Source organism: Curtobacterium sp. MCLR17_042, assembly GCF_003234695.1.
Taxonomy (GTDB): Bacteria; Actinomycetota; Actinomycetes; order Actinomycetales; family Microbacteriaceae; genus Curtobacterium; species Curtobacterium flaccumfaciens.
This window is the reverse complement of the sequence record NZ_QKTD01000002.1, coordinates 29,329-53,107: the sequence shown is the minus strand read 5'-3', so window position 1 is coordinate 53,107 and position 23,779 is coordinate 29,329. Positions and strand designations below refer to the sequence as shown.

22 protein-coding genes and 1 tRNA gene are annotated in these 23,779 nt (G+C 72.2%); 12 read left to right on the top strand and 11 right to left on the bottom strand.

All coding sequences use genetic code 11. The features are described from left to right. Window positions 1-8: 8 nt before the first annotated feature. Entirely contained in the window at window positions 9-449 is a 441-nt protein-coding gene (locus tag DEJ02_RS02515) for a metallopeptidase family protein (RefSeq protein WP_071405768.1), read from the bottom strand. A 59-nt stretch (window positions 450-508) separates the two neighbouring features. On the opposite strand from DEJ02_RS02515, the gene DEJ02_RS02510 reads away from it, so the two are divergent. Together DEJ02_RS02510 and ahcY are read left to right on the top strand one after the other, a co-directional pair. Then, on the top strand, window positions 509-724 hold the full coding sequence (locus tag DEJ02_RS02510; protein WP_111029483.1) for a DUF3499 family protein: 216 nt from the start codon (window positions 509-511) through the stop codon (window positions 722-724). Between the two features lie 105 nt (window positions 725-829). Further along, a complete protein-coding gene (gene ahcY / locus DEJ02_RS02505; protein WP_111032112.1) occupies window positions 830-2,308 on the top strand; it encodes an adenosylhomocysteinase in 1,479 nt (492 codons plus the stop codon). A gap of 117 nt (window positions 2,309-2,425) precedes the next feature. On the opposite strand, the gene DEJ02_RS02500 is transcribed toward ahcY, so the two are convergent. After that, complete coding sequence (locus tag DEJ02_RS02500) at window positions 2,426-3,295, bottom strand: RDD family protein (protein WP_111031893.1); 870 nt, start codon at window positions 3,293-3,295, stop codon at window positions 2,426-2,428. Between the two features lie 42 nt (window positions 3,296-3,337). On the opposite strand from DEJ02_RS02500, the gene DEJ02_RS02495 reads away from it, so the two are divergent. Further along, window positions 3,338-4,336 (top strand): stage II sporulation protein M, encoded by a 999-nt coding sequence (locus DEJ02_RS02495; protein WP_111031892.1) that lies wholly within the window; start codon window positions 3,338-3,340, stop codon window positions 4,334-4,336. Between the two features lie 13 nt (window positions 4,337-4,349). Here the strand turns inward: DEJ02_RS02495 and DEJ02_RS02490 are convergent, their stop codons facing one another. Genes DEJ02_RS02490 through DEJ02_RS18730 form a run of 5 tightly spaced genes read right to left on the bottom strand, consistent with a single transcriptional unit; the run spans window position 4,350 to window position 9,841 of the window. Then, window positions 4,350-5,702, bottom strand: coding sequence for a DUF58 domain-containing protein (locus DEJ02_RS02490; protein ID WP_111031891.1), 1,353 nt, complete (start codon window positions 5,700-5,702; stop codon window positions 4,350-4,352). After that, entirely contained in the window at window positions 5,702-6,661 is a 960-nt protein-coding gene (locus DEJ02_RS02485) for a MoxR family ATPase (RefSeq protein ID WP_111032111.1), read from the bottom strand. The genes DEJ02_RS02490 and DEJ02_RS02485 overlap by 1 nt, the downstream gene beginning before the upstream one ends. 53 nt (window positions 6,662-6,714) lie before the next feature. After that, on the bottom strand, window positions 6,715-7,968 hold the full coding sequence (locus DEJ02_RS02480) for a DUF4350 domain-containing protein (protein WP_111031890.1): 1,254 nt from the start codon (window positions 7,966-7,968) through the stop codon (window positions 6,715-6,717). Continuing rightward, window positions 7,965-8,606 carry a DUF4129 domain-containing protein gene (locus tag DEJ02_RS02475; RefSeq protein WP_111031889.1) on the bottom strand — a complete coding sequence of 214 codons (642 nt, stop codon included), beginning with the start codon at window positions 8,604-8,606 and terminating at the stop codon, window positions 7,965-7,967. The genes DEJ02_RS02480 and DEJ02_RS02475 overlap by 4 nt, the downstream gene beginning before the upstream one ends. Continuing rightward, window positions 8,603-9,841: a glycerophosphoryl diester phosphodiesterase membrane domain-containing protein gene (locus DEJ02_RS18730; RefSeq protein WP_181439053.1), complete on the bottom strand. Its 1,239-nt coding sequence runs from the start codon at window positions 9,839-9,841 to the stop codon at window positions 8,603-8,605. Before DEJ02_RS18730 ends, DEJ02_RS02475 begins: the two co-directional genes overlap by 4 nt. A gap of 329 nt (window positions 9,842-10,170) precedes the next feature. On the opposite strand from DEJ02_RS18730, the gene mtrA reads away from it, so the two are divergent. The 6 genes from mtrA to secA all read left to right on the top strand — a co-directional run bounded on the left by mtrA (window position 10,171) and on the right by secA (window position 18,893). Beyond that, on the top strand, window positions 10,171-10,845 hold the full coding sequence (mtrA, locus tag DEJ02_RS02465) for an MtrAB system response regulator MtrA (RefSeq protein WP_017888813.1): 675 nt from the start codon (window positions 10,171-10,173) through the stop codon (window positions 10,843-10,845). A gap of 5 nt (window positions 10,846-10,850) precedes the next feature. Beyond that, window positions 10,851-12,626 carry an MtrAB system histidine kinase MtrB gene (mtrB, locus tag DEJ02_RS02460; protein ID WP_258378648.1) on the top strand — a complete coding sequence of 592 codons (1,776 nt, stop codon included), beginning with the start codon at window positions 10,851-10,853 and terminating at the stop codon, window positions 12,624-12,626. Beyond that, on the top strand, window positions 12,626-14,308 hold the full coding sequence (locus DEJ02_RS02455; RefSeq protein WP_111031887.1) for a GerMN domain-containing protein: 1,683 nt from the start codon (window positions 12,626-12,628) through the stop codon (window positions 14,306-14,308). The genes mtrB and DEJ02_RS02455 overlap by 1 nt, the downstream gene beginning before the upstream one ends. A 96-nt stretch (window positions 14,309-14,404) precedes the next feature. Continuing rightward, a complete protein-coding gene (locus DEJ02_RS02450) occupies window positions 14,405-15,067 on the top strand; it encodes a ComF family protein (protein ID WP_111031886.1) in 663 nt (220 codons plus the stop codon). Window positions 15,068-15,225: 158 nt separating this feature from the next. After that, window positions 15,226-15,942, top strand: a complete 717-nt coding sequence (hpf, locus tag DEJ02_RS02445) for a ribosome hibernation-promoting factor, HPF/YfiA family (protein ID WP_111031885.1) — start codon at window positions 15,226-15,228, stop codon at window positions 15,940-15,942. Window positions 15,943-16,112: 170 nt separating this feature from the next. Next, window positions 16,113-18,893, top strand: a complete 2,781-nt coding sequence (secA, locus tag DEJ02_RS02440; protein WP_111024364.1) for a preprotein translocase subunit SecA — start codon at window positions 16,113-16,115, stop codon at window positions 18,891-18,893. A 143-nt stretch (window positions 18,894-19,036) separates the two neighbouring features. Here secA and DEJ02_RS02435 read toward each other — a convergent pair whose 3' ends face one another. Beyond that, on the bottom strand, window positions 19,037-19,477 hold the full coding sequence (locus DEJ02_RS02435; protein ID WP_111031884.1) for an Rv3235 family protein: 441 nt from the start codon (window positions 19,475-19,477) through the stop codon (window positions 19,037-19,039). 118 nt (window positions 19,478-19,595) lie between these two features. Here DEJ02_RS02435 and DEJ02_RS02430 point away from each other — a divergent pair, with 118 nt between their 5' ends. Further along, window positions 19,596-21,098 (top strand): sensor histidine kinase, encoded by a 1,503-nt coding sequence (locus DEJ02_RS02430; RefSeq protein WP_110865382.1) that lies wholly within the window; start codon window positions 19,596-19,598, stop codon window positions 21,096-21,098. A 157-nt stretch (window positions 21,099-21,255) separates the two neighbouring features. Here the strand turns inward: DEJ02_RS02430 and DEJ02_RS02425 are convergent, their stop codons facing one another. Next, a complete protein-coding gene (locus DEJ02_RS02425; protein WP_017888820.1) occupies window positions 21,256-21,504 on the bottom strand; it encodes a WhiB family transcriptional regulator in 249 nt (82 codons plus the stop codon). A 261-nt stretch (window positions 21,505-21,765) separates the two neighbouring features. Here DEJ02_RS02425 and DEJ02_RS02420 point away from each other — a divergent pair, with 261 nt between their 5' ends. Then, the gene (locus DEJ02_RS02420; RefSeq protein WP_084741237.1) at window positions 21,766-22,197 is read left to right on the top strand and encodes a hypothetical protein; all 432 of its coding nucleotides are present in this window, start codon (window positions 21,766-21,768) and stop codon (window positions 22,195-22,197) included. 79 nt (window positions 22,198-22,276) lie between these two features. Here the strand turns inward: DEJ02_RS02420 and bcp are convergent, their stop codons facing one another. Beyond that, on the bottom strand, window positions 22,277-22,747 hold the full coding sequence (gene bcp / locus DEJ02_RS02415; protein ID WP_111031883.1) for a thioredoxin-dependent thiol peroxidase: 471 nt from the start codon (window positions 22,745-22,747) through the stop codon (window positions 22,277-22,279). A 95-nt stretch (window positions 22,748-22,842) separates the two neighbouring features. Here bcp and DEJ02_RS02410 point away from each other — a divergent pair. Continuing rightward, window positions 22,843-22,915: transfer RNA gene (locus DEJ02_RS02410), tRNA-Lys, on the top strand. Window positions 22,916-23,036: 121 nt separating this feature from the next. Here DEJ02_RS02410 and DEJ02_RS02405 read toward each other — a convergent pair. Continuing rightward, window positions 23,037-23,687 (bottom strand): YigZ family protein, encoded by a 651-nt coding sequence (locus DEJ02_RS02405; RefSeq protein WP_071405779.1) that lies wholly within the window; start codon window positions 23,685-23,687, stop codon window positions 23,037-23,039. Between the last annotated feature and the right edge of the window lie 92 nt (window positions 23,688-23,779).

Sequence of the window (23,779 nt, the reverse complement as noted above, 5' to 3'; positions counted from 1 at the left end):
CGCCCGGCTCACCAGTGTCGGTAGCGGTCCGGTGCCAGGTCCCAGGGGTCCTTGCCGATCAGCTCGCCGACCGCGCGGAACACCGCGGTCTCGATGATGATGCGGCGGTCCGAGTCGTCCTTCTCGGGGCTCCGGTTCACCCGCTCGACGGGGATCCGGAAGACGGTCACGCGGCGGGTGTCGCGGTCGATCCGCCAGCGCGGCATCTCGTCCGGCAGGGTCGTGTCGCTCGGCATGTCCGCCACCTGGAACACGACGCCGGAGAGCTCCTCGGGCCAGAGACCGAGCAGGTAGTGCGCGCTGTCCCCGACGATCCGGTCGAACGCCTCGGCGCGGGTGATGATCGGCGCGAGCTCGGGGCCGGTGACGCTCGAGCGCCCACCGCGGCCGTGCCGGGAGCGCCCTCGACCGCGGTCGACCGGGGTGACGAGGCGAGGCTTCCGACGCATCCCCACATCGTACGCGGGGACGGGTGCGCGCCGGACGCTCCGCTAGGCTCCCTGTCGAGATGGACGTGCGGATCTGCAGCAAGGTGGCGTGTGCCAACAGCGCTTCGTCGACCCTGACGTACGACTACGGCGACTCCATGGTGGTCGTCGGTCCGCTGTCGACCCGGGTCGAGCCGCACGGCTACGACCTCTGCGCCCGGCACGCTGCCTCCCTGCGCGTCCCGCGCGGCTGGCAGGTGGTGCGGCGCGAGCCGCTGCCGCGCGACGTCGACTGACGGCTCGCGTCCGCGACGTGGGTGCGGGGGTCGACCTGGAGGCCCGGGGAACGTGACCGGGATCGGCTGGTGATCCGCGCCTCCCGGCATGGAAGAGTGGTGGGCATGCCCACCGAAACCCGCACCGCTGCTGCGTTCCGCGTCGCCGACCTGTCCCTCGCCGAGGCCGGTCGGCACCAGATCCGCCTCGCCGAGAACGAGATGCCGGGCCTGATGTCCCTGCGTGACGAGTTCGCCGCGGCGCAGCCGCTCGCGGGCGCGCGCATCGCCGGGTCCCTGCACATGACGGTGCAGACCGCGGTGCTCATCGAGACGCTCGTCGCCCTCGGCGCGCAGGTGCGCTGGGCCAGCTGCAACATCTTCTCCACCCAGGACGAGGCAGCGGCCGCCGTCGCCGTCGGACCCACCGGCAGCCCGGACGCCCCGGCCGGCGTCCCGGTGTTCGCGTGGAAGGGCGAGACGCTCGAGGAGTACTGGTGGTGCACCAGCCGCATCTTCGACTGGAGCGACGAGGCCGCCGCGGCGGGTGCCGACTGGACCGGGCCGAACCTGATCCTCGACGACGGCGGCGACGCCACGATGCTCGTGCACACCGGCGCCGACGCCGAGGCGGCCGGTGCCGCTCCGGTCGCCGAGCCGGACGCGAGCACCGAGTGGAAGATCGTGCTCGACACCGTCGCGCGGTCGCTCGAGACGTCGTCGGACCGCTGGACCCGCATCGCGGCCGACATCCAGGGCGTCACCGAGGAGACCACCACGGGCGTCCACCGTCTGTACGAGCTGTTCCGGAACGGCGAGCTCAAGTTCCCGGCGATCAACGTCAACGACTCCGTGACGAAGTCGAAGTTCGACAACAAGTACGGCATCCGGCACTCGCTGCCCGACGGCCTGAACCGGGCCACCGACGTGCTCATCGGCGGCAAGGTCGCCTTCGTCGTCGGCTACGGCGACGTCGGCAAGGGTGCGGCCGAGGCGCTCCGCGGGCAGGGCGCCCGCGTCATCGTCAGCGAGGTCGACCCGATCTGCGCGCTGCAGGCCGCGATGGACGGCTACCAGGTCGCGCGCCTGGCGGACGTCGTCGACACCGTCGACATGGTCATCACGTGCACCGGCAACCTGGGCGTCGTCGGGGTCGACGAGATGCTCGGGCTGAAGCACCTGGCGATCGTGGCGAACGTGGGGCACTTCGACAACGAGATCGACATGGCGGGGCTCGAAGCGCTGCCCGGCGTCTCGAAGGTCGAGATCAAGCCGCAGGTGCACGAGTGGCGGCTGCCGACCGGCCGGTCGATCCTGGTGCTGTCCGAGGGACGGCTCATGAACCTCGGCAACGCGACCGGGCACCCGTCGTTCGTGATGAGCAACTCGTTCACGAACCAGGTGCTCGCACAGATCGAGCTGCACACCCGGCGCGAGGAGTACCCGACCGGCGTGTACGTGCTGCCGAAGCACCTGGACGAGAAGGTCGCGCGGCTGCACCTCGACGCCCTCGGGGTGCAGCTGACGTCGCTGCGTCCGGAGCAGGCGGCGTACATCGGTGTGCCGGTCGAGGGTCCCTTCAAGCCGGACCACTACCGCTACTGAGCGCGGCGGGGCTGCCTGGGCCGGCGGAACCTGGTTCCGGACACAGCACCGTGGATCTCCGCGGTGCTGTGTCCGTTCCGCGGTGTTGCGCGGGGGCAGTCAGCGCGGCTCCGCGCGTCAGCGCGGGAAGCCGGGCGGGGGCGCCGCCGCGGTCACCCCCGCGGCGGTCAGCAGCTCCGCGCGGGCACCCAGCGCCCGGACGTCCCGACGACGCCGCAGCACGACGACCCCGGCCAGGAAGACCTCCGGCGGGACGGGCGGCACCGGGTGTGCGAACGCGGACACCTCGGCCGCCAGGGTCTGCGCCGCGGCCTCGCGCAGTTCGGGGCGCATCAGAGCAGCCCCGCGGAAGAACGCCCCCAGGCGGTTCTCCAACCGCTGCGGCAGCGCCGAGACGTCCGCGACACCGGCCCACGCCGTCAGCTCCGGGGGCAGCAGCACCTCGGGGTCCCGCTGCTTCGGCAGCCGCTCGTGCTGCACGATCGTGCCCGCCAGCAGGTCCCCGAGGCGCCGAGGCCGACTGCCGAACAGCGCGACGAGCAGGGCGACCGAGCCGAACGTCATCCAGAGCTCGAAGAGGCCGACGAGCGACCGGGTGAAGGCGTGCCGGAACCCGATCGCGCCGCCGTCGAGCCGGACGACCCGGGTGCCGGTGGCGAACCGTCCGACGCTCCGCCCCTTCGTCACGGTCTCGACCGCCGCGGGCACCAGCACGAGCACGACGACGAGCAGCACGATGTTGAGCGCAGCACCCCAGGCCGGCTCGAGTCCCCTCGGCCAGAGCCGCCAGACGCCGAACAGCGCCAGCACGAACAGGACGAGGGCGCACAGGCCGTCCAGCAGCGCGGCCGCGAGCCGCAGCACGAGCCCGGCGGGCTGGACGTCGAGCGCGACGCCCTCGCCCACCACCAGCTCGTCGGCGGTCTCGTCGAGGTCGCGCGAGAACCGGGCGTCGGCGAGGTCACGCGGCGTGCGGGGCTTCGGCATGGGATCATTCTGTCGGAGATCGCGCGACCTGAGGGGGAACACGTGGACCTGGATGCCTACACCGAGGTGCACCGTGACCGGTGGCAGGAGCTCGACCGTCTGGCGCGTGCCCGGCACCGGTCCGGCGCGGACGTCGACCGGCTCGTCGCCGGCTACCAGGAGGCCGCGACCGACCTCGCCCGCATCCGGGGCGCCGCACCGCGCACCGTGACCGGCGACCGGCTCTCGCTCACGCTGTTCCGCGCCCGCCTGCGCTTCACCGGCACCCCCGTCGACCCGTTGACCGCCGTCGCCCTGTTCTTCACGCGGCAGCTGCCCGCGGCGCTCTACCGGATCCGCTGGGTGACGATCTGGGTCGCGCTCGCCACGGTGGCGATCGGGGCGATCGTCGCCGTCTGGATCACGACCACCCCCGGTGCGACGGCGACGTTCGGTAGCGACGAGGCCCTGCGCCGCTACGCCACGCAGGACTTCGTCGACTACTACTCCGACCGTGGCCTCGGGGCCTTCACCGCGCAGGTCTGGACGAACAACGCCTACATCGCCGCGACGATGGTGGCGTTCGGCATCACCGGGGTCTTCGTGCCGTTCTCGATCATGCAGAACGCCGTCAGCCTCGGGGTCTCCGCCGCGATCATGCACTCCCAGGGCCGCCTGGCCGACTTCTTCCTCTACATCTCCCCGCACGGGCAGCTCGAGCTCTACTCGGTGTTCCTCGCGGGCGGTGCGGGGCTGATGATCTTCTGGTCGTGGGTGGCACCGGGGCCCGGACGCACGCGTGCCCAGGCCCTCGCCGAGGACGGCCGCGCACTCATCACCATCGCGATCGGCCTGACCCTGACCCTGCTGCTGTCCGGCATCGTCGAGGGCGTGGTGACGCGGCAGGACTGGCCGTGGCCGATCAAGATCGGCATCGGCACGGTGGCCCTGGTCGCGGTGCTCGCCTACCAGTGGGTGCTCGGCGGCCGCGCGTACCGAGCGGGGGAGCGCGGCGACCTCGAGGAGTTCGAGCGCGGCTCCACCGCCCTGGTGGCCGGCTGACGTCCGTCCCGGTTCAGAGCCGGCCGGTGGCCTTCGCCCGGATGTAGGCGTCGGCGACGAGCGGCGGGACGTCCGCCGGTGCGCCGCGCACGACCTCGGCGCCGGAGCGCCGTGCGACGTCGGCCGCACCGTCCGCGTCGAGCAGGGTGCGTTCGGCGGCCGCGCGTCGGTAGACGTCGCGCTCCGCGCCGGTCGGGAGGCCCGGCACCTTTCCGCCCCGCGCCGTGCGGATCGCCGTGGTCGGGTCCACCCCGCCGCGCGCCATCCGCTGGACGGCCGGGTCCTCGATGCTCGTCACGACGACCGCGTGCCGTCGGGACAGCCGGGGGAGCACGGCGAGCAGGTCGCCCGAGGCGCCGACGGAGTCGAGGCTCGAGGCGAGGACGACCATGGCGCGCGAGGTCGTGATCGAGTCGACGAGTGCGGGGACGGATGCCCAGTCGGTCGCGGCGAGCCCGGGCTCGGCCATCGCGAGGGCCTCGCCGAAGCGCTGCACGACGTCGGTGCGGGTGGCGCCGTGCACGCGGTCGTGTGCGGTGTCGTCGAGGACCACCAGGTCGACGCGGTCACCGGCGGCTGCCGCGAGGGCACCGAGGAGCAGCGCCGACTCGATGAAGGTGTCGAGTCGGGGTTCGTCGGCGACGCGGCCGGCACCCGCCCGGCCCGCGTCGACGACGACGACGACGCGCCGGTCGCGTTCCGGTCGCCAGGTGCGGACGACGAGGTCCTGCCGCCGCGCGGTGGCGCGCCAGTCGATCGACCGCACGTCGTCGCCGCGCACGTAGTCGCGCAGCGAGTCGAACTCGGTGCCGTGCCCGCGGAGCTGCAGCGTGGTCTCGCCGTCGAGCTCGCGGAGCCGCGCCAGCCGTGACGGCAGGTGCCGGCGGGAGCGGAACGGCGGCGTCACGACGAGTTCGCCCGGTGCCGGGACGACCCGCTGCCGTGCGGCGAGGCCCAGGGGACCGAAGGACCGCACGGCGACCCCGGTGGTGCGGCGTCGACCACGGCGGAACGGTGTGAAGCGCATCCGGGCCGTCCGTCGCTCCCCGGTGGGGACCGTCATCCGGATCCGACGGGGACGGTGGCCGGCCGACGGCTCCCACATGTCACGGACCACACCGCGGACCGTCCGGGAGCCGTCGTTGGCGAGCACGAGGGTGCCGTCCGCGGTGCTGTCGCGTCGAGCGAGCCGGGGCATCCGCCGCTCCACGCGGACCCGTCGCAGGTCGGCGGCGAGCACGACGTCGAGTGCCGCGGCGAGCAGCACCACCCCGACCCACGCCAGACCGGCCCACCCGCTGCCGAGCAGCACGGTGGGCACGAGGGCGACGGCGAGGAGCGCGACGAACCGGCCGGAGACCGCCACTAGATCGGCACCCGCACCTGCTCGAGCACCTGCTGGAGCACGCCGTCGGCGCCGACGCCCTCGAGCTCGGCGTCGGCAGCGACCCGCAGGCGGTGCCGCCAGACCGGCAGGGCCATGGCCTGCACGTGGTCCGGGGTGATCGCGTCGTAGCCGGTGAGCCAGGCCCAGGCCTTGGCGGCCGCGAGCAGTGCCGTCGCTCCGCGGGGACTCACCCCGACGCGGACGGACGGTGCCTGCCGGGTGGCCCGGGCGAGGTCGACGATGTACGCGAGCACGTCGTCGCGGGCCCCGACGCCGCGGACGGCACGCTGCGCACGGACGACCTCGTCGACGCCGACCACCGGGGTGATGCCGGCCGACCGGACGTCGCGCGGGACGAACCCGTCGGCGTGGCGCCGGAGCACCTGCCACTCGACGTCGCGCGGCGGGATGTCGAGCGTCAGCTTCATCAGGAACCGGTCGAGCTGCGCCTCGGGCAGCGTGTAGGTGCCCTCGAACTCGATCGGGTTCATCGTCGCGGCGACGAAGAAGGGGTCGGGCAGGGCCCGGGCGTCGCCGTCGACGCTCACCTGGCGTTCCTCCATCGCCTCGAGCAGGGCCGACTGGGTCTTCGGCGGCGTGCGGTTGACCTCGTCGGCGAGCAGGACGTTCGTGAAGACGGGGCCCTCGCGGAACGGGAACGTGCCGGTCGAGGCGTCGTAGACGAGCGACCCGGTGACGTCGCCGGGCATCAGGTCCGGCGTGAACTGGATGCGCTTCGTGTCGAGCGTCATCGCGGCGGCGAGACTGCGGACGAGCAGGGTCTTCGCGACACCGGGGACGCCCTCGAGCAGCACGTGCCCCTGTGCGAGGAGTCCGACGATCATGCCGGAGACCGCGCCCTCCTGGCCGACGACGGCCTTGGCGACCTCGGTGCGGACCCGGCCGAACGCGTCGCGCAGGTCGGAGCCGGCCGCGATCGTCGGGTCGTGCTCCGGTGCGGTGTGCTCGGTGGTGGCAGGGGGCAGGTCGGTCACGGTCGTGCTCCTGGTCGGTCGGGGTCGGAGGTCGGTCGGTCACCGGAGGTCGCCCGGCGGACGGCGCGTTCGAGGTCGTCGAGCGCGGCGGTGCCGTCGACGAGCGCACGGTCGTCGTCGGTGGTCCCACCGACGAGCACGGCGCCGACACGGGTGTGCGGGATGCCGGTGGCCTGGGCCGCGGTCCGGACGACCTCGTCGACGTGTGCCGATCGGGGAAGTCCGAGCATCCGGCCGATGCGGCGGACGGCGGCGACGCGCAGGGTGTCGAGGGCATGGGTGCGGTCACGGGTGCGGGCGTACATCCGGGCGCGGCCCTCGGTGGTCTCCGCAGCACGGACGACGACGGGCAACCGCTCGACGACGAGCGGGCCGAGCCGTCGGCCGCGCCAGACGCCGGCCGCGACGGCGACGAGGGCGAGCAGTGCGAGGGCGCTCGGGACCCACGGCGGTGCGAGCTCGCCGAGGGTCGGTGCGGCGTCGGGGGTGCCGACGGCCGGGGTGTACCAGACGAGTCGCTCGTCGGTGCCGAGCAGCCCGAGGGCGAGCGCGGCGTTCCCGGCGGTGGCGATCGTGTCGTTCCGGAACGCCGAGGTCGTGCCGAGCAGGGTGACGTCACCGCCCGGGGTCGTGGTGCGCACGAGGCCCCAGACCCGGGAGCCGCCCTCGCCCGTCGGCGCGCACCGTTCGGCGGCGTCGTCGTCCACGGTGTACCCGGAGCCGGCGGTCGTCACCCGGGCAGCCGAGGCCGCCGCCGGGATCCCGCACGAGGCCGTCGAGACGGTGGCGTCACCGTCGATCTGGGCGGGCGGGTCGAGGGGGAACCCGAGCAGCGCGTCGAGGCCTGCGCCGCTCGTCCCGACGACCACGACGTGCCGGGCCGTGCGGGCGATGCGTTCCGCGACGGCGGGGTCGAGCGCCCCGTCGGCGTCGTCGATGAACACCGTGCCGCCGTCGATCCCGCCGACGCCGTCGACGGTGTCGGTGACGGAGACCGCCGTGCCCCGCTGCTCGAGCACCCGGACGAGCGCGGCCGAACCACTGGCCGTCGTCGAGGTCGGGTCGAGTGCGCGCGGTGCGTCCGGGTCGGTGCCCTGCACGAGGGCGGTCAGCGCGGCGAGCAGGACGCCGACCAGGACGATCGCGACCCAGAACCCGATGCGGAACCGGCGTCCCTCGGCCGGAGCAGGAGCCGGAACCCGAGCAGGAGTCGGTCCGGCGCTCGTCCGTGTGGCGGTGTCGGTCGTCATGCCGGCACCACCGGTCCCTCGGCCCGGGCGGGCCGGGCCTGCCGGACGGTCCGCTCGGTGTCGAGCACGCGCAGGGCCGCGGCTTCGTCGGCCTCGGCACCGAGGTACCGGACCGCGTCGAAGGCGGTCGCTGCCGCGTCGAGTGCCCCGGCCGACGCGGGGAACGGCACGGCACCCCGAGCGGCGATCGTCCGCGCGGTGGCTCCGGGCACGTCGGGCACCAGGTCGCGTTCGCCGAGCCCCCTGGCGATCGCGCGGAACCCGTCGAGCACCGCTGCCGACCAGTCGGCGCGACGGACGGCGGCCTGGGCCGCTTCGAGGAGTTCCCGGGCGGAGCGCAGGTCGTCGGCGTCGAACACCCCGCCGGTGTCACCGTCACCGGCCCGGGCGCGCCGACGGGGGAGTCCGCGGGCGACGACGACGAGCACGACGACCGCGACGAGCACCACGATCGCGATCACCAGCGCGGTGCGGGCTGCCGCGGGGGAGTCGATGCCGTCGGCGCGGAGCGACCCGAGCCAGTCGAGGAAGGAGCGCGAGGCACGGTCCCACCACGTCGGCCGGGCAGCGTCGTAGGCGGACCGTTCGAGCTCGCGCTCGAGCAGGCGACGCGCCTCGTCCGGGTCGACCGCCGTCACGCGGAGCCGTTCGGCGGCGCCTGGCCCGGACCCTGCTGCCAGGGTTGCTGCTGCTGGCCGGGCTGCCAGGGTTGCTGCTGCTGGCCGGGCTGCCACGGTTGCTGCTGCTGGCCGGGCTGCCAGGGTTGCTGCTGCTGACCGGGCTGCCACTGCTGCTGCCCCGGCCACGGCTGCTGCTGCGCCTGCCACTGCTGGCCACCCCACTGCTGCTGCGGCGGCCACGGCGGGCGTGCGACGGGCTCGGACGGTGCGAACGGGTCGGTCGGCTGCCCGGAGTCCAGGTGCGATGCGATCCGCTGGTCGAGCGCCTCGGTGCGGATTCGCCGGTCGATGGCGAGGAACGTGGTGATCGAGGCGCTCAGCACGTCGGTGATGCACTGCACCGCGATCGCGAGCAGGCTCCCGACGACGATGGCGATGACCGCACCGGTGCCGGCTCCCGACGTGCCACCCGTCTGCCCGAGCGGGTCGAACGTGCCCCCGACGAGCACGGCGCCGATGGTGAGCGGGATCGACGCGATGGACGCCGCGAACCCGAACATGAGCTGGACGAGCAGCAGGATGCCGAAGGTCCGCCAGAAGGCCCCGCGGGTCAGGCGCCACGACTGTGCGGCTGCGGCGAAGACCGGCCGGCCCTCGAGCGCGATGGTCGGGACGGTGAGGACGAAGCGCGTGGCGAGCCACACGACGACGACACCGATGCCGAGCACGAACAGCACGAGCACCAGCACGAACCACCCGGTGCCGGAGTCGGCCGCGCCCATGGCCGCGAACACCCCGAAGAACACGAGCCCGGCCAGGAGCGCGAGGACCACACCGGCCCCGATCTGCACGAGCATCCACGCGACGACGGACCACCGGCGGCCGGCGAGCAGCGCCCACAGCCCCCGGAACGTGGCGCGACGGCCGAGCACCCGCTGCCCGGTGTCCGCGGCGACCGGCGCCACGAGGAACCCGCGACCGAGGTAGGCGAGGAACGGCAGCACGACCGAGAGCAGTGCCGTGAGCGTCAGCGTGCCAGCGACCACCGAGTCGGCACCGCTGCCGCCGTCGAGGGCCGAGAACATCCGCGACTGCAACGCCTGCTGCCCGAAGGTGCTGGCCAGCGTCGAGAGCAGGCCGAGCACACCGCTCAGCAGCACGCTCCAGAGCAGCAGCACGCGGGCGTTCCGGCGGAAGACCGTGAACGCCCCGGCCAGGATGTCCCCGAGACCGAGCGGGCGCAGCGGGATCACCGGACGTGAGCCACCGGACGGACCGCCCGGTCGCCCCGGACCCGGCCCCGGGGCGGGCTGCGGCGGCACGGAGAAGCGGGGCGGGCCTCCAGGCTGGGGTCCTGGTCCCTGCGCCGGTCCGGACGCCGGCGGCGTCGGCGCACCCTGCTGCCCACCGCCCGGTGTGTGCCAATCGGACATGACTCCAGCCCCCTCGTCGTGTCGGACCGAGCCAGCGATGCACGGTCCACCCCCATCCTGGCGGAAAACCCGGCGCGGCGGGGCCTCGGCTATCGTGTGGGGACACGTGCCGACCACGGCACCCGCACGCCACCCGGAGTCCAGATCACATGACACCGCGCATCCTCGTCGTCGACGACGACCAGGCCCTCTCCGAGATGATCGGCATCGTGCTCCGCTCCGAGGGGTACGAACCCGAGTTCAGCGCCGACGGCAACGACGCCGTCGACGCGTTCCACGCCACCAAACCGGACCTCGTCCTGCTCGACGTCATGCTGCCCGGCATCGACGGCATCGAGGTGTGCAAGCGCATCCGTGCCGAGAGCGGCACGCCGATCATCATGCTCACGGCGAAGAGCGACACCGCCGACGTGGTCCTCGGGCTCGAGAACGGTGCCGACGACTACGTCGTGAAGCCCTTCAACCCGAAGGAGCTCGTCGCGCGCATCCGGACCCGCCTGCGGCCGAGCGCGTCCGACGCCACCGTCCTGCACGTCGGCGACGTCACGGTCGACGTCGCCGGGCACGAGGTGCGCCGCGGTGACACCGTGATCGCGCTCACGCCGCTCGAGTTCGACCTGCTCCGGGCGCTCGCCGAGAAGCCGAACCAGGTGTTCACCCGCGAGATGCTGCTCGAGCAGGTCTGGGGCTACCACTACAAGGCGGACACCCGCCTGGTGAACGTGCACGTGCAGCGGCTCCGCGCGAAGATCGAGCACGACCCGGACAACCCGAAGACCGTCACCACGGTCCGCGGCGTCGGGTACCGCGCCGGAGGAGCCTGAGCACCGTGCCGCCCTCGACGCGCCCGTCGGGCTCGGCACGCTCCGGCCGGGCCGGCGGCGCCGGCCGGGCCACCGGCGCCGGTGGGTCCGGCGGTGCCAGCGGTGCCGGTGGGGCCGGCAGCACCACCGTCTCGATCGGCGTCGTCGACCGCAGCCGCCGCCGGATGCGGCGCTGGCTCCGACGCGCCTGGCGTCCGATCGCCTACCTGTGGCGGCGCTCGCTCATGTTCCGCTCGGTCGCCATCACCGTGATGACGACCGGGCTCGCGGTGGGGATCATCGGCACCGCGGTCATGGTGAGCATCTCGACGAACGTCTACTCGCAGCGCCGCGACCAGATCGAGTCCGAGTCCGCACGGGCCACCATCGTCGCCCAGGGGATCTTCGACGCGGCCACGGCAGCTGAGGACAACAACCAGTCCGAGCTCGAGACCCTGCAGAACGAGGCCCAGCAGGCGATCCTGTCGAACACGACGAGCCCGGGCGGCACGAGCATCGCCATCGAGCGGAGCCCGGACCAGTCCACCCCGCAGACGCTGCAGACCATCGCCAGCCAGGACTTCCCGGACGCGGTGATCACCGACGCCCTGCGCAAGGAGGTCGCGCAGAACACCGGTCGGCTCAGCCTGCAGCCCGTGGAGCTCGACGACGACGGGCGCCGGGTGCCGGGCCTCGCCGTCGGGTCCACGCTGCAGATCCCGAGCGCCGGCCAGTACGAGCTGTACCTGGTCTACGACCTCTCCGACGCGCAGCAGACCCTGGACTTCGTCTCCCAGACCCTCTCCATCGGCGGTGTGGCGCTCATGGTGCTCATCGCCCTGGTCACCTCGCTCGTCGTCCGGCTCGTCGTCGTGCCGATCCGCGGTGCCGCCGAGACGAGCCGGAAGATCGCCGCGGGGCGCCTCGACGAGCGCATCCCGGTGCGCGGCCAGGACGACCTGGCGACCCTGGCACGGAGCTTCAACGGGATGGCCGAGGCGGTCAGCCGCCAGATCACCCAGCTCGCCGAGCTCTCCCGCGTGCAGCAGCGGTTCGTGTCCGACGTGTCGCACGAGCTCCGCACCCCGCTCACCACGATCCGGCTCGCCGGCGACATGCTCTACGACTCCCGGCACGCGTTCGAGCCGTCGGTCGGCCGGTCCGCCGAGCTCCTGCACGCCCAGGTGGAGCGCTTCGAGATGCTCCTCGCCGACCTGCTCGAGATCTCCCGGTACGACGCCCAGGCGGTGCAGCTCGACACCGCACCCGTCGTGCCGGCTTCCCTCGCCGCGGACATCGTCGAGGAGTTCCGCCCGCTGGCCGAGCGCGCCGGCATCGACCTGCAGCTCGCGACCCCCGGCGGCCACACCACGATGCGGCTCGACGCCAAGCGGGTCCGCCGGATCCTGCGCAACCTCGTCGGCAACGCCGTCGAGCACGGTGACGCGAAGCCCGTGCAGGTCGTCGTCGACAGCGACGCACGCACCGTCGCCATCGCCGTCCGCGACCAGGGCGTCGGGATGCCGCCGGAGGACGCCGCACGGGTGTTCGACCGCTTCTGGCGGGCCGACCCGAGCCGCAAGCGCACCATCGGCGGCACCGGCCTCGGCCTCGCGATCAGCCTCGGCGACGCGAAGCTCCACGGCGGACGCATCGACGTGTGGTCCCGACCTGGCGCGGGATCGACGTTCGTGCTCACCCTGCCCCGCAACGAGCAGGGCACCACCGCCACCTCGGCCATCCCGCTGCCCGAGCTCGACGAGTCGTACGACGGCCCCCGCGCCGTGCGAGAGGAGTCCTGATGCGCCACCGGATCCGCCACGTCCTCGCCGTCGCGCTCGCCGCGGTCAGCCTGCTCGCGGTCACCGCCTGTGCGGCCATCCCGACCGACGGTGCCGTGCGCACCGGGCAGACCATCAAGGACGAGTCGCTCTCGGGCGTCGACTTCCGGCCGGACAAGCCGATCACCGGGTCCGACCAGACCGCGATCCTCCGCGGGTTCATCGCCGCCGCCACCGGTGCCCAGGACAACTACGCGATCGCCCGGCAGTTCCTGGCAGCCGACTTCGCCCAGCGGTGGAACCCCCGGCAGGGCGTCACGATCCGGGACGGCAGCGGCACCGTCGAGCGCGCCGACGACCGCGAGCTCACCTACACAATGACGGCCAGTGCCACGGTCGACTCCGACGGGGAGTACACCCAGGCGGTCCGCCCGACCTCGTCGACGCTGACGTTCCAGTTCGTCCGCGAAGACGGCGAGTGGCGCATCGCCTACGCCCCGGACGGCATCATCCTGTCGCCGGTCAGCTTCGAGTCGGTGTTCCAGGCGCACGCCCTGTACTTCTACGACCCGACCTACCGCTTCCTGGTGCCCGACCAGCGCTGGTTCCTCGCTCGGTCCTCCACCAGCACCCGCATCGCCAGCGCCCTGCTCGCCGGCCCCGCCGACTGGCTGAAGGGCGCCGTCGTCTCGTCGTTCCCGGAGGGCACCCAGCTGTCCCTCAACGCGGTGACGATCGACAGCGGCACCGCCCTGGTCGACCTGTCGAGCGACGCCCTGCGTGCGAGCACCGTCGACAAGGTCCGGATGCGCGAACAGCTCAGCAAGTCCCTCGCCTCGGTCGCCACCATCTCGTCGGTGTCGATGACGATCGAGGGCGCGACGCTGTCGGTGCCGGACTCCGGGGGAGCGGACGCCCAGCAGAACCCCGACGTCGACCCCCGACCCCTGGTCGACGAGGACGGCGTCGTCGGCTACGCCGCCTCGGGCACCGGCAAGGTCGCCGAACTCGGCAGCGGCGTCGGGGCCGCGATCGCCGGCCTCGACCCGACCTCGATCGCCCTGTCGGCGTCCGGCACCACCGCCGCCGTCGGCAACCGGGACGGCGTCGTCGTCGTGCGCGGCAAGGACCGCCTGCGCGTCGACGCCCGCGAGGACCTCGTCGCCCCCGCCGTCGACGACCTCGGCTTCGTCTGGGTGGGGCAGCAGTCCGACACCCGTCACATCACCGCCTACGGCCTCGGCGGCGACCCCCACCAGGTGCGAACCACCCTGCCGCGCGGCGACCTCGTGTCGTTCCAGGTGTCCCGCGACTCGACCAGGGCCCTCGCGCTCATCGAGACCGCGGACGGCCCCGGCCTGTACGTGATGGCGATCATCCGCGGGTCCGACCGGTCACCGACCTCGTTCGGCGCCCCGGTCCGCGTGCAGGCCGCCAGCGGCACCGCGGTCGACGCCACGTGGGTGAACGACACCGACGTCGCCTCGGTCGGGCAGACGCCGACCGGTCCGAACATCGTCCGCACCACCATCGGCGGCAAGTCGAGCACCCTGCCGAAGCCCGACGGGCGCGCCACCGCGATCAGCGGCGGCAGCGGCGGCGCCCTGCTGCTCCGGATGTCGAGCGGCGACGTCCTGCAGTCCACCGGGGGCGGCTGGGACTCGACGGGCGTCACCGCCGACGTGCTCGGCGTCCAGCGCTGACGCCACCGTCCTCCACACCCCACCCGGCCTGGAGGCCCGTCCACAGTCCGGCACACCGGCCCACCGCCGTCGTCCGATCACCACCACAGTCGTGGCATGCCCCCTGACGACGCCCCCACCCCGTGGCGTGACGCCGTGCTCACCGTGCTCGGGCTCGTCCTGCCCGTCGCCTGCCTGGGCTGCGGTCGCCCGGACCGCGCGCTCTGCCGGCCCTGCCGCGCGGCGCTCGACGCACGGCCCCGGCGGGTCCGGCTGGTCGCCGGCGTCCGCCTCGACGCGGCCTTCGAGTACGAGGGGCTGGTCCGCACCCTGGTGCTCGAACTCAAGCTCCGGGGCCGGGTCGACGTCGCCCGTCCGCTCGGCGTCCGCTTCGGTGCCCTCGTCCGTGCGGCGCTCGCCGCGGCCCCGGACGGCACCGTGGTGCTCCGGGTGCCGCCGTCCCGCGCGGGTGCCCGACGCCGTGGGTTCGACCCGGTGGTGCTGCTGCTCACCCGTGGTGGTGTCCGGCACACGGGGCGCCTCGGCCGGACCCCTGCCGGACGACGGCGATCCGGACCGGGGCAGAAGGAGCGGTCGGCGGTGGAACGCGTCACCGCGACCGTCGGGACCCTGCGGGCGACCGGTGTCGACGGCCGCGACGTCGTGCTCGTCGACGACGTCGTGACGACGGGCGTCACGATGGCCGAGGGCGTCCGAGCGGTGCGGGCGGCGGGCGGTCGGGTGGTGCGCTGCGTCGCCGTGGCGAGCGTCGACGACTGATGATCGGTGAACACCCGGTGGCCGCTGTGTGTCCGGTGAGTGTCCGGCGGACTCGCCGCCTCCCCGTGACGCCGAGGGTGCGCCGGGTCTAGCCTCGCGACAAGGCGTTCGGGTCGCCGGACGGAGGCGACGCGCCGACACTGGATGGGAGCCGCCACATGGACGTGACGATCACGGGCCGGAACGTCGGGGTCACCGACCGTTTCCGCACCTACGTCGAACAGAAGTCCGAGAAGATCGACGTGCTCGCCGACCGCGCCCTCGCCTTCGAGGTGCGCATCAGCCGCCACCACGAGAAGTCGAGCGGCAGCCAGGGCGAGGACCGCGTGGAGCTCACGCTGATCGGACCGGGGCCGCTCGTACGGGCCGAGTCCGCGGCGTCGGACAAGTACGCCGCCTTCGACCTCGCCTTCGCGCGGATCATGGAACGCCTCCGTCGGGCGCGTGACCGCCGCAAGGTGCACCACGGCCGGCACCGCCCCACCTCGGTCGCCGAGGCGGCCGGCAGCGGCTTCGACGGGATGGGCGTCGTCCCGGCCGACGGCAAGCTCATCGAGGACGTCGCGACCGGCGCCGTCCCGGTCGTCGACCAAGAGGCCGCCGAGGACGAGAACGAGGTCTACAGCCCGGTCGTCATCCGGCACAAGGTCTTCGAGGCCGCTCCGATGACGGTCGACGACGCCCTGTACTACATGGAACTCGTCGGGCACGACTTCTACCTGTTCGTCGACGCCGAGACCCGCCGTCCGAGTGTCGTGTACCGACGCAAGGGCTGGGACTACGGCGTGATCGGCATCGACGAGGTGCCTGCAGGCCGGGCGCCGGCCGCGGTCGACGCGGACACCGAAGCGGAGCGCGCAGCCGCGATCGCCTGATCCGACTCGGGACCCCCGGTCCCGCACCGTGTGCGCGGTCCGTTCGCGGGCCGCGCACACCCGTGTCCGCGACAGCCGCGCCGCTCACAGCGCCGTGCGTTCGCGGGTTGCTAGCATGACTGGTCGATCGGGCGTGCAGGTCGCGCGCGACGACCTCGTAAGGAGTTCACGTGGCAAACGTGCTGGAGAAGGTCCTCCGCATCGGCGAAGGACGAACCCTCCGCCGGCTGAAGGCGTACGCCTCGGCCATCAACGACCTCGAGGACGACTTCTCGAGCCTCACCGACGAGGAACTCCACGACGAGACCAAGGAGCTGCGCGAGCGGTACGCCAACGGCGAGACCCTCGACGACCTCCTGCCCGAGGCGTTCGCCGCCGTGCGTGAAGCCGCGAAGCGGACCCTGGGCATGCGGCACTTCGACGTGCAGCTCATGGGTGGCGCGGCGCTGCACCTCGGCAACATCGCCGAGATGAAGACCGGTGAGGGCAAGACCCTCGTCGCGACGACCGCCGCCTACCTCAACGCGATCCCGTCGCGCGGTGTGCACGTCATCACGGTCAACGACTACCTGGCGTCGTACCAGTCCGAGATCATGGGCCGCGTCTTCCGCGCGCTGGGCATGACCACCGGCTGCATCATCGCGAACCAGACCCCGGCCGAGCGCCGCGAGCAGTACGCCGCCGACATCACGTACGGCACGAACAACGAGTTCGGCTTCGACTACCTGCGCGACAACATGGCGTGGCAGGCATCCGACATGGTGCAGCGTGGTCACTTCTTCGCCGTCGTGGACGAGGTCGACTCGATCCTCATCGACGAGGCCCGCACGCCGCTCATCATCTCCGGTCCGTCCTCGGGCGAGGCCAACCGCTGGTTCACCGAGTTCGCCTCGATCGCCAAGCGCCTCACCCCGGGCGAGGACTACGAGGTCGACGAGAAGAAGCGCACCGTCGGTGTCCTCGAGCCCGGCATCGAGAAGGTCGAGGACTACCTCGGCATCGAGAACCTGTACGAGTCGGCGAACACCCCGCTCATCTCGTTCCTCAACAACTCCATCAAGGCCGTCGCCCTGTTCAAGAAGGACAAGGACTACGTCGTGATGAACGGCGAGGTGCTCATCGTCGACGAGCACACCGGCCGCATCCTGATGGGCCGCCGCTACAACGAGGGCATCCACCAGGCGATCGAGGCGAAGGAAGGTGTCGAGGTCAAGGCCGAGAACCAGACCCTCGCCACCGTCACGCTGCAGAACTACTTCCGCCTCTACCAGAAGCTCTCCGGCATGACCGGTACCGCCGAGACCGAGGCGGCCGAGTTCATGTCGACCTACAAGCTCGGCGTCGTGCCCATCCCGACGAACAAGCCGATGCAGCGCATCGACCAGACCGACCTCGTCTACAAGAACGAGAAGGCGAAGTTCGAGCAGGTCGCCGAGGACATCGCGGAGCGCCACGAGAAGGGCCAGCCCGTCCTCGTCGGCACCACGAGCGTCGAGAAGTCCGAGTACCTGTCGAAGCTCCTCGCCAAGCAGGGTGTCAAGCACGAGGTCCTCAACGCGAAGAACCACGCACGTGAAGCCGCGATCGTCGCCCAGGCCGGTCGCTTCGGCGCCGTGACCGTCGCGACGAACATGGCCGGTCGTGGTACCGACATCATGCTCGGCGGCAACGCGGAGTTCCTCGCCGTGCAGGAGATGCACGCCAAGGGCCTGTCGCCGACCGAGACCCCCGACGAGTACGAGGCCGAGTGGGACGACGTGTTCGCCCGCGTCAAGGCCGAGGTCGAGGAAGAGGGCGACAAGGTCCGCGCCGTCGGCGGCCTGTACGTGCTCGGCACCGAGCGCCACGAGTCGCGCCGCATCGACAACCAGCTGCGTGGTCGTTCCGGCCGCCAGGGTGACCCGGGCGAGAGCCGCTTCTACCTGTCGCTGACCGACGACCTGATGCGCCTGTTCAACTCCGGTGCCGCCGAGAGCCTGATGGGCCGCTCGAACGTGCCGGACGACCTGGCGATCGAGAACAAGCTCGTCGGCCGTGCGATCCGGTCCGCCCAGGCGCAGGTCGAGGGCCGCAACGCCGAGATCCGCAAGAACGTCCTGAAGTACGACGACGTCCTGAACCGCCAGCGCGAGGCGATCTACAGCGACCGCCGCCACATCCTCGAGGGCGACGACCTGCACGACCGCGCGCAGTCGTTCCTCAAGGCCGTCATCGACGACGTGATCGACAGCCACACCGGCGAAGGCTCCCCGGACGACTGGGACCTCGACGCCATGTGGACCGAGCTCGGCACGCTCTACCCGATCTCGATCTCCATCGACGAGGTGATCACCGAGGCCGGCTCGAAGGGCAAGGCGTCGCGTGACTTCCTGGCCCGCGAGATCCTCTCCGACGCCAAGCTGGCCTACCAGCAGCGCGAGGAGCTCCTCGGCGACGAGGCGATGCGTGAGCTCGAGCGTCGCGTGGTGCTCTCGGTGATCGACCGCCGCTGGCGCGACCACCTGTACGAGATGGACTACCTCAAGGACGGCATCGGCCTCCGCGCGATGGCGCAGCGCGACCCGCTGGTCGAGTACCAGCGCGAGGGCTACGCCCTGTTCCAGACGATGATGGGGCAGATCCGCGAGGAGTCCGTGGGCTACCTCTTCAACCTCGAGGTCCAGGTGCAGTCCGACGGCGAGAACGCGGTGATCGAGGCCAAGGGTCTCGGCGAGGACGAGGTCTCCGGCCTCGAGTACTCGGCACCGTCGATCGACGGCGAGGTCGAGGTCCGCGACGAGAAGGGTCGCCTCGAGCAGGCCGCGACCGCTCGTGCGCAGCGCGCCCAGGCCGAGGCCGAAGCGGCCGCCGAGCCGGAGCAGGGCTCCGCGTTCGGCAACGCGGCCACCGCCTCCGGTCAGGCCGCGGCGAGCAACCGCGCCGAGCGTCGCCAGGCGGCCAAGAAGAACTAGCGTCCGCGCGCCAGCGCATCGTGAGCAGGAATGGTCGGGTCCCACATCGGGACCCGACCATTCCTGCTCACCGAGCGTGACCGACGACGGACGGGAGGCCCGGTGCCAGCTGGCACCGGGCCTCCCGTCCGTCCGCGGCCCGGCTACAGGACCCCGATCGCGGTCGCCTGCCACCGTCCGTGTCGCTCTTCGAGCCGCATGGCGACCGCCCGAGCGTGACTGCGCGCGTGCACGACCACCGTCGCCTCGGCGACGCCCGCCGCGGGGCGGCAGACGAGCACGCTGCCGACCCGGAGCACCGGGCGCCCGCGTGGGCGCCGCCCGGAGCCCCGGGCGTGCGCGGCGACCGCGGCGCGCTGCTGCAGGTGGCGCTGCACGTCGTCGCTGATCCAGCGGGCGATGCTGTCGACCTCCCGCGCGCCGGTGAGCACCTCGGCGACGCAGAGCCCGAGCGCCCGTGCGGTCGTCGCCGGGTCCGGGGGACCGGTCGCCACGGCGGGCTCCGGCGCCGGTTCGACGATCCGCAGCGGCGGTGGGTGCGCCGTCGTCGTCTCGTGATCGATGCGGCGTGCCTGCTCTGCCACCCCTGCCCCTTCCGTCGTTGGAGCGAGCGTATGGGGCGTGCGACATGCGAAATACACGCCGGTCTGTCCTGTGGACAGGGCGACGTTCTCCACAAGGCAGCGGACCTAGACTGGCTGGGTGTCGACCCTCAGTGACCTCGTCCTCGCGCAAGGCCGTTCCTCGGAAGCAGACGTGGAGTGGCTCCACCTGCTCGTGGGGGACTGGCAGCTCCTCGCCGACCTGTCCTTCGCCGACATGGTGCTCTGGGTCCCGACCGCCGAGGACGGCTCGTTCGTGGCCGTCGCCCACGCCCGGCCGAGCTCCGCGGCGACGCTGTTCTACCGCGACATCGTGGGGCAGGAGATCCGCGAGGAGTGGCGCGGCCAGGTGACCGAGAGCTTCGCCGGGTCCCGGGTCGTCGACTCCGCCGAGCCGGACTGGTACGAGGACACCCCGACCCGCGTCCGCGCGATCCCGGTGCTCCGCCGCCTGAGCGCGAAGAGCGCCGAGACGACCGAGCGACCGATCGCCGTCGTCACCCGGCACTCCAACCAGGACGAGATGCGGACCCCGAGCCGCCAGGAGCTCAACTTCACCGCGAGCGCGAACGACCTGTTCGGCATGATCGCCACCGGTGACTTCCCCGACCTCGGCGCACCGGCGGGCCCCCGTCGTGGTGCGCCCCGTGCCAGCGACGGCCTGCTGCGCCTCGACACCGCCGGCATCGTCACGTTCGCGAGCCCGAACGGCCTGAGCGCGTTCAACCGCATGGGCTTCGAGGGCGAGCTCGAGCGGAAGTCCCTCGCCGAGGTCACCACCGAGCTCATCGGCGCCCAGCTCGACGTCGACGAGTCCCTGCCGCTCGTCGTCACCGGCCGCGCACCGTGGCGGGCGGACATCGAGTCGAAGGGCGTCACGGTGTCGCTCCGCTCGATCCCGCTCCGCGACCACGGTGAGCGCATCGGTGCCATCGTGCTCTGCCGCGACGTGTCCGAGCTGCGGCACCAGGAGCGCGAGCTCATCACCAAGGACGCCACGATCCGCGAGATCCACCACCGCGTGAAGAACAACCTGCAGACCGTGGCGTCCCTGCTGCGGATCCAGGCGCGTCGCACGCACTCGGACGAAGCGCGGACCTCGCTGCAGAACGCCATGCGCCGCGTCGCCGCCATCGCCGTCGTGCACGACACCCTGTCGAGCGGGCTCAGCCAGACGGTGGACTTCGACGAGGTGTTCGACTCGGTGCTCAAGCTCGTGACCGAGGTCGCCGCGTCGCACAACACCACCGTGCACCCGAAGAAGACCGGCGAGTTCGGGGTGCTGCCCTCCGAGGCCGCGACGCCGCTCGCCCTCGGCCTCACCGAGCTCGTGACGAACGCTGTCGAGCACGGGCTGGACGGCCGGGACGGCGAGGTCGAGATCGTCGCCCGCCGCTTCGACGACCACCTGGAGATCGAGGTCCGCGACAACGGCGTGGGGCTCCCCGAGGGCAAGGTCGGCTCGGGCCTCGGCACGCAGATCGTCCGCACGCTCATCCAGGGCGAGCTCGGCGGCACCATCGACTGGCACACCCTGACCGGCAGCGGCACCGAGGTGACGATCACCATCCCGTTCCGCTGGTTGACCGCCCCCGCCGCCTAGTCCGGGCGCCGCGAGACACCGGTGTTCACCGGTCGAACACCCGCGTTCCGGTGTTCAAAGCGTGAACACCGGTGTTCTGCAGAACCCGCCCCGCGCGCACGACGACGCCCGCCGCCCCCGAGGGGACGACGGGCGTCGTGGTGTCAGACGACCGGGGTCAGGACGCGCGGCGAGCGCGGGCGGCGCGACGCTTCAGCGCACGACGCTCGTCCTCGCTGAGACCACCCCAGACACCCGAGTCCTGGTTGTTCTCGAGTGCGTACTGCAGGCACATCTCGGTGACCGTGCAACGCGCACAGACCGACTTGGCCTTCTCGATCTGGTCGACGGCGGGCCCGGTGTTCCCGACGGGGAAGAAGAGCTCGGGGTCTGCGGTGAGGCAGGCAGCCTTGTCACGCCAGTCCATGTGTGGTGCTCCTTGATGTCGATGCTCGAACGGCAGGCCGGGGCCGTGGTTCGGGGGATCGGACCGCTGACCATGCATGCGGCATGGAGGGGACAACTGTGGGGAGGAGTCCGCAGGAAGCGTGTCTGACGCCCGCGAGACGCTCGGGGGAGGAGCGATGAACCACGGGAGACGCACACCACATCGTGCCGTCCAAACGACCTCCAATATCGTTCCATACTGGTAGGGCCAAATCAAGGGTTCCGATGCTGGAGGATCACTGTGCACGACGACACCCCGAACGACACCGAACCCTCCGCACCCGTCGCGCGCCGGTCGCCGGCGATGCTGGGGCTGCTCGCCGTGGTCGGCCTCGAGTTCCTCGCGCTGGTGGTCGTGACCGTCGTCCTGGTCGTCGAACTGGTCGTCGCCCCGGCCACGAGCATCGCCTCCGGCATCGCCCTCACGGTCCTCGTCGCCATCGCTGCGCTCTGGCTCGGCGCGCTGCTGAACGGCCTGTGGCAGGGCCGGGCGTGGGTGCGCTCCGGCATCATCGTCTGGCAGGTCCTGCAGGGTGCCATCGCGATCGGGGCGTTCCAGGGCGTCTTCCGCGTCGCCGCGGTCGGCTGGGTGCTGCTCGTCCCGGCCCTGCTCGGCATCACGCTGGTGCTGTCGCGGTCGGTGACGGCCGCGCTCGCGCGTCCGGCCGAGTAGACGGTCTGGTCCGGCACGCACTGGAGGCCCGGTGCCGGTTCTCGGAACCGGCACCGGGCCTCCAGTGCGTGGCCGGCCTTCAGACCAGGCCGAGCTTCTTCCGCAGGCTCGCCACGTGTCCGGTGGCCTTGACGTTGTAGAGCGGCAGCTGGACGGTGCCGTCCTCGTCGACCACGATCGTGGACCGGATCGTGCCGGTGACGATCTTGCCGTAGTTGTTCTTCTCGCCCCAGGCCGTGTAGGCCTTGTGCACGGCGAGGTCGGGGTCGCTCAGCAGCGGGAAGGTCAGCGCCTGCTCGTGCTGGAACGTCTTGAGCTTCGCCTGCTCGTCCTTCGAGACGCCGAGGACCTCGTAGCCGGCGGCCTGCAGCGAGGACATGTTGTCGCGGAAGTCGCAGGCCTCGGTGGTGCAGCCCGGGGTGGACGCCGCCGGGTAGAAGTACACGATGACCTTCTTGCCACGGAGGGCAGCGAGGGAGTGCTCGACGCCGTCCTGGTCGGGCAGCGTGAAGTCGGGGGCGGTGTCGCCGGGGACGAGACGGTCGGTCATGGTGCTCCTGTTCGCGTCGTGCGCCCGCGAGTGGTCGTGGGCGCGCAAAACCCATGCTATTGTTGATTCCCGTTGCGGCACGGAAGCCGGAACATGCACCTCTAGCTCAATTGGCAGAGCAACTGACTCTTAATCAGTGGGTTCTCGGTTCAAGTCCGAGGGGGTGCACCGCAGGACGAACGCCCCGGCTCATCGAGTCGGGGCGTTCGTGCGTTCCGGGCAGGTTTCCACGCCGATGCCGAGACACGCCCGAGGTGTGCAGGAACCGCGAATTGCGTCCGCGGGGACGTCAGCCGGCGCGGACGTCGACGATCCGCTCCTCGCCGATGACGGGTTCGAGCGAACCGGCCGACGCGGCGGCGAGGTCGGCGGTCAGGGCTCCGAGCGCCTCGTGGGGGACCCACACCTCGAAGGTCGCCGCCTGCCCGTACTCGGTCGGGCCGAGCGTCGCGTGGTGGTGCCGGACCCAGTCGCGCAGCACGTTGTCGAGCCGCCCGGCGTCGGCGTGGTCGACGTCGAAGCGCACCTGCGTCAGGGCCTCGCGACGGACGAGGACCGCCGTGTCGAGCGCCTCGGACACCGAGGTCGAGTAGGCCCGGACCAGTCCGCCGGCACCGAGCTTCACCCCGCCGAAGTACCGCGTGACGACCGCGACGACGTCGGTCAGCCCGCGGCGTCGCAGGACCTCGAGCATCGGGACGCCCGCGGTGCCGGAGGGCTCGCCGTCGTCCGAGGAACGGGCCTGGTCGCCGAGCACGCCGGTGACCATCGCCGTGCAGTTGTGCCGGGCGTCCCAGTACCGCCGGCGGACCTCGGCGATCACGCGGTCGGCGTCCTCGACCCCGGACACCGGCGCGACGGTCGTGATGAACCGCGACTTCGTGATGACGATCTCGTGCTCGACCGGTGCCGCGACGGTGGCGGGGAAGCGGCGGGGCATGCCCACGAGGGTAGCGGCGCGCGTGCCGGGCACCCGCGCTAGCATGGCGTCCACGCGCCGGACCCACAGGTCGCGCGGACACGGCTGGGGAG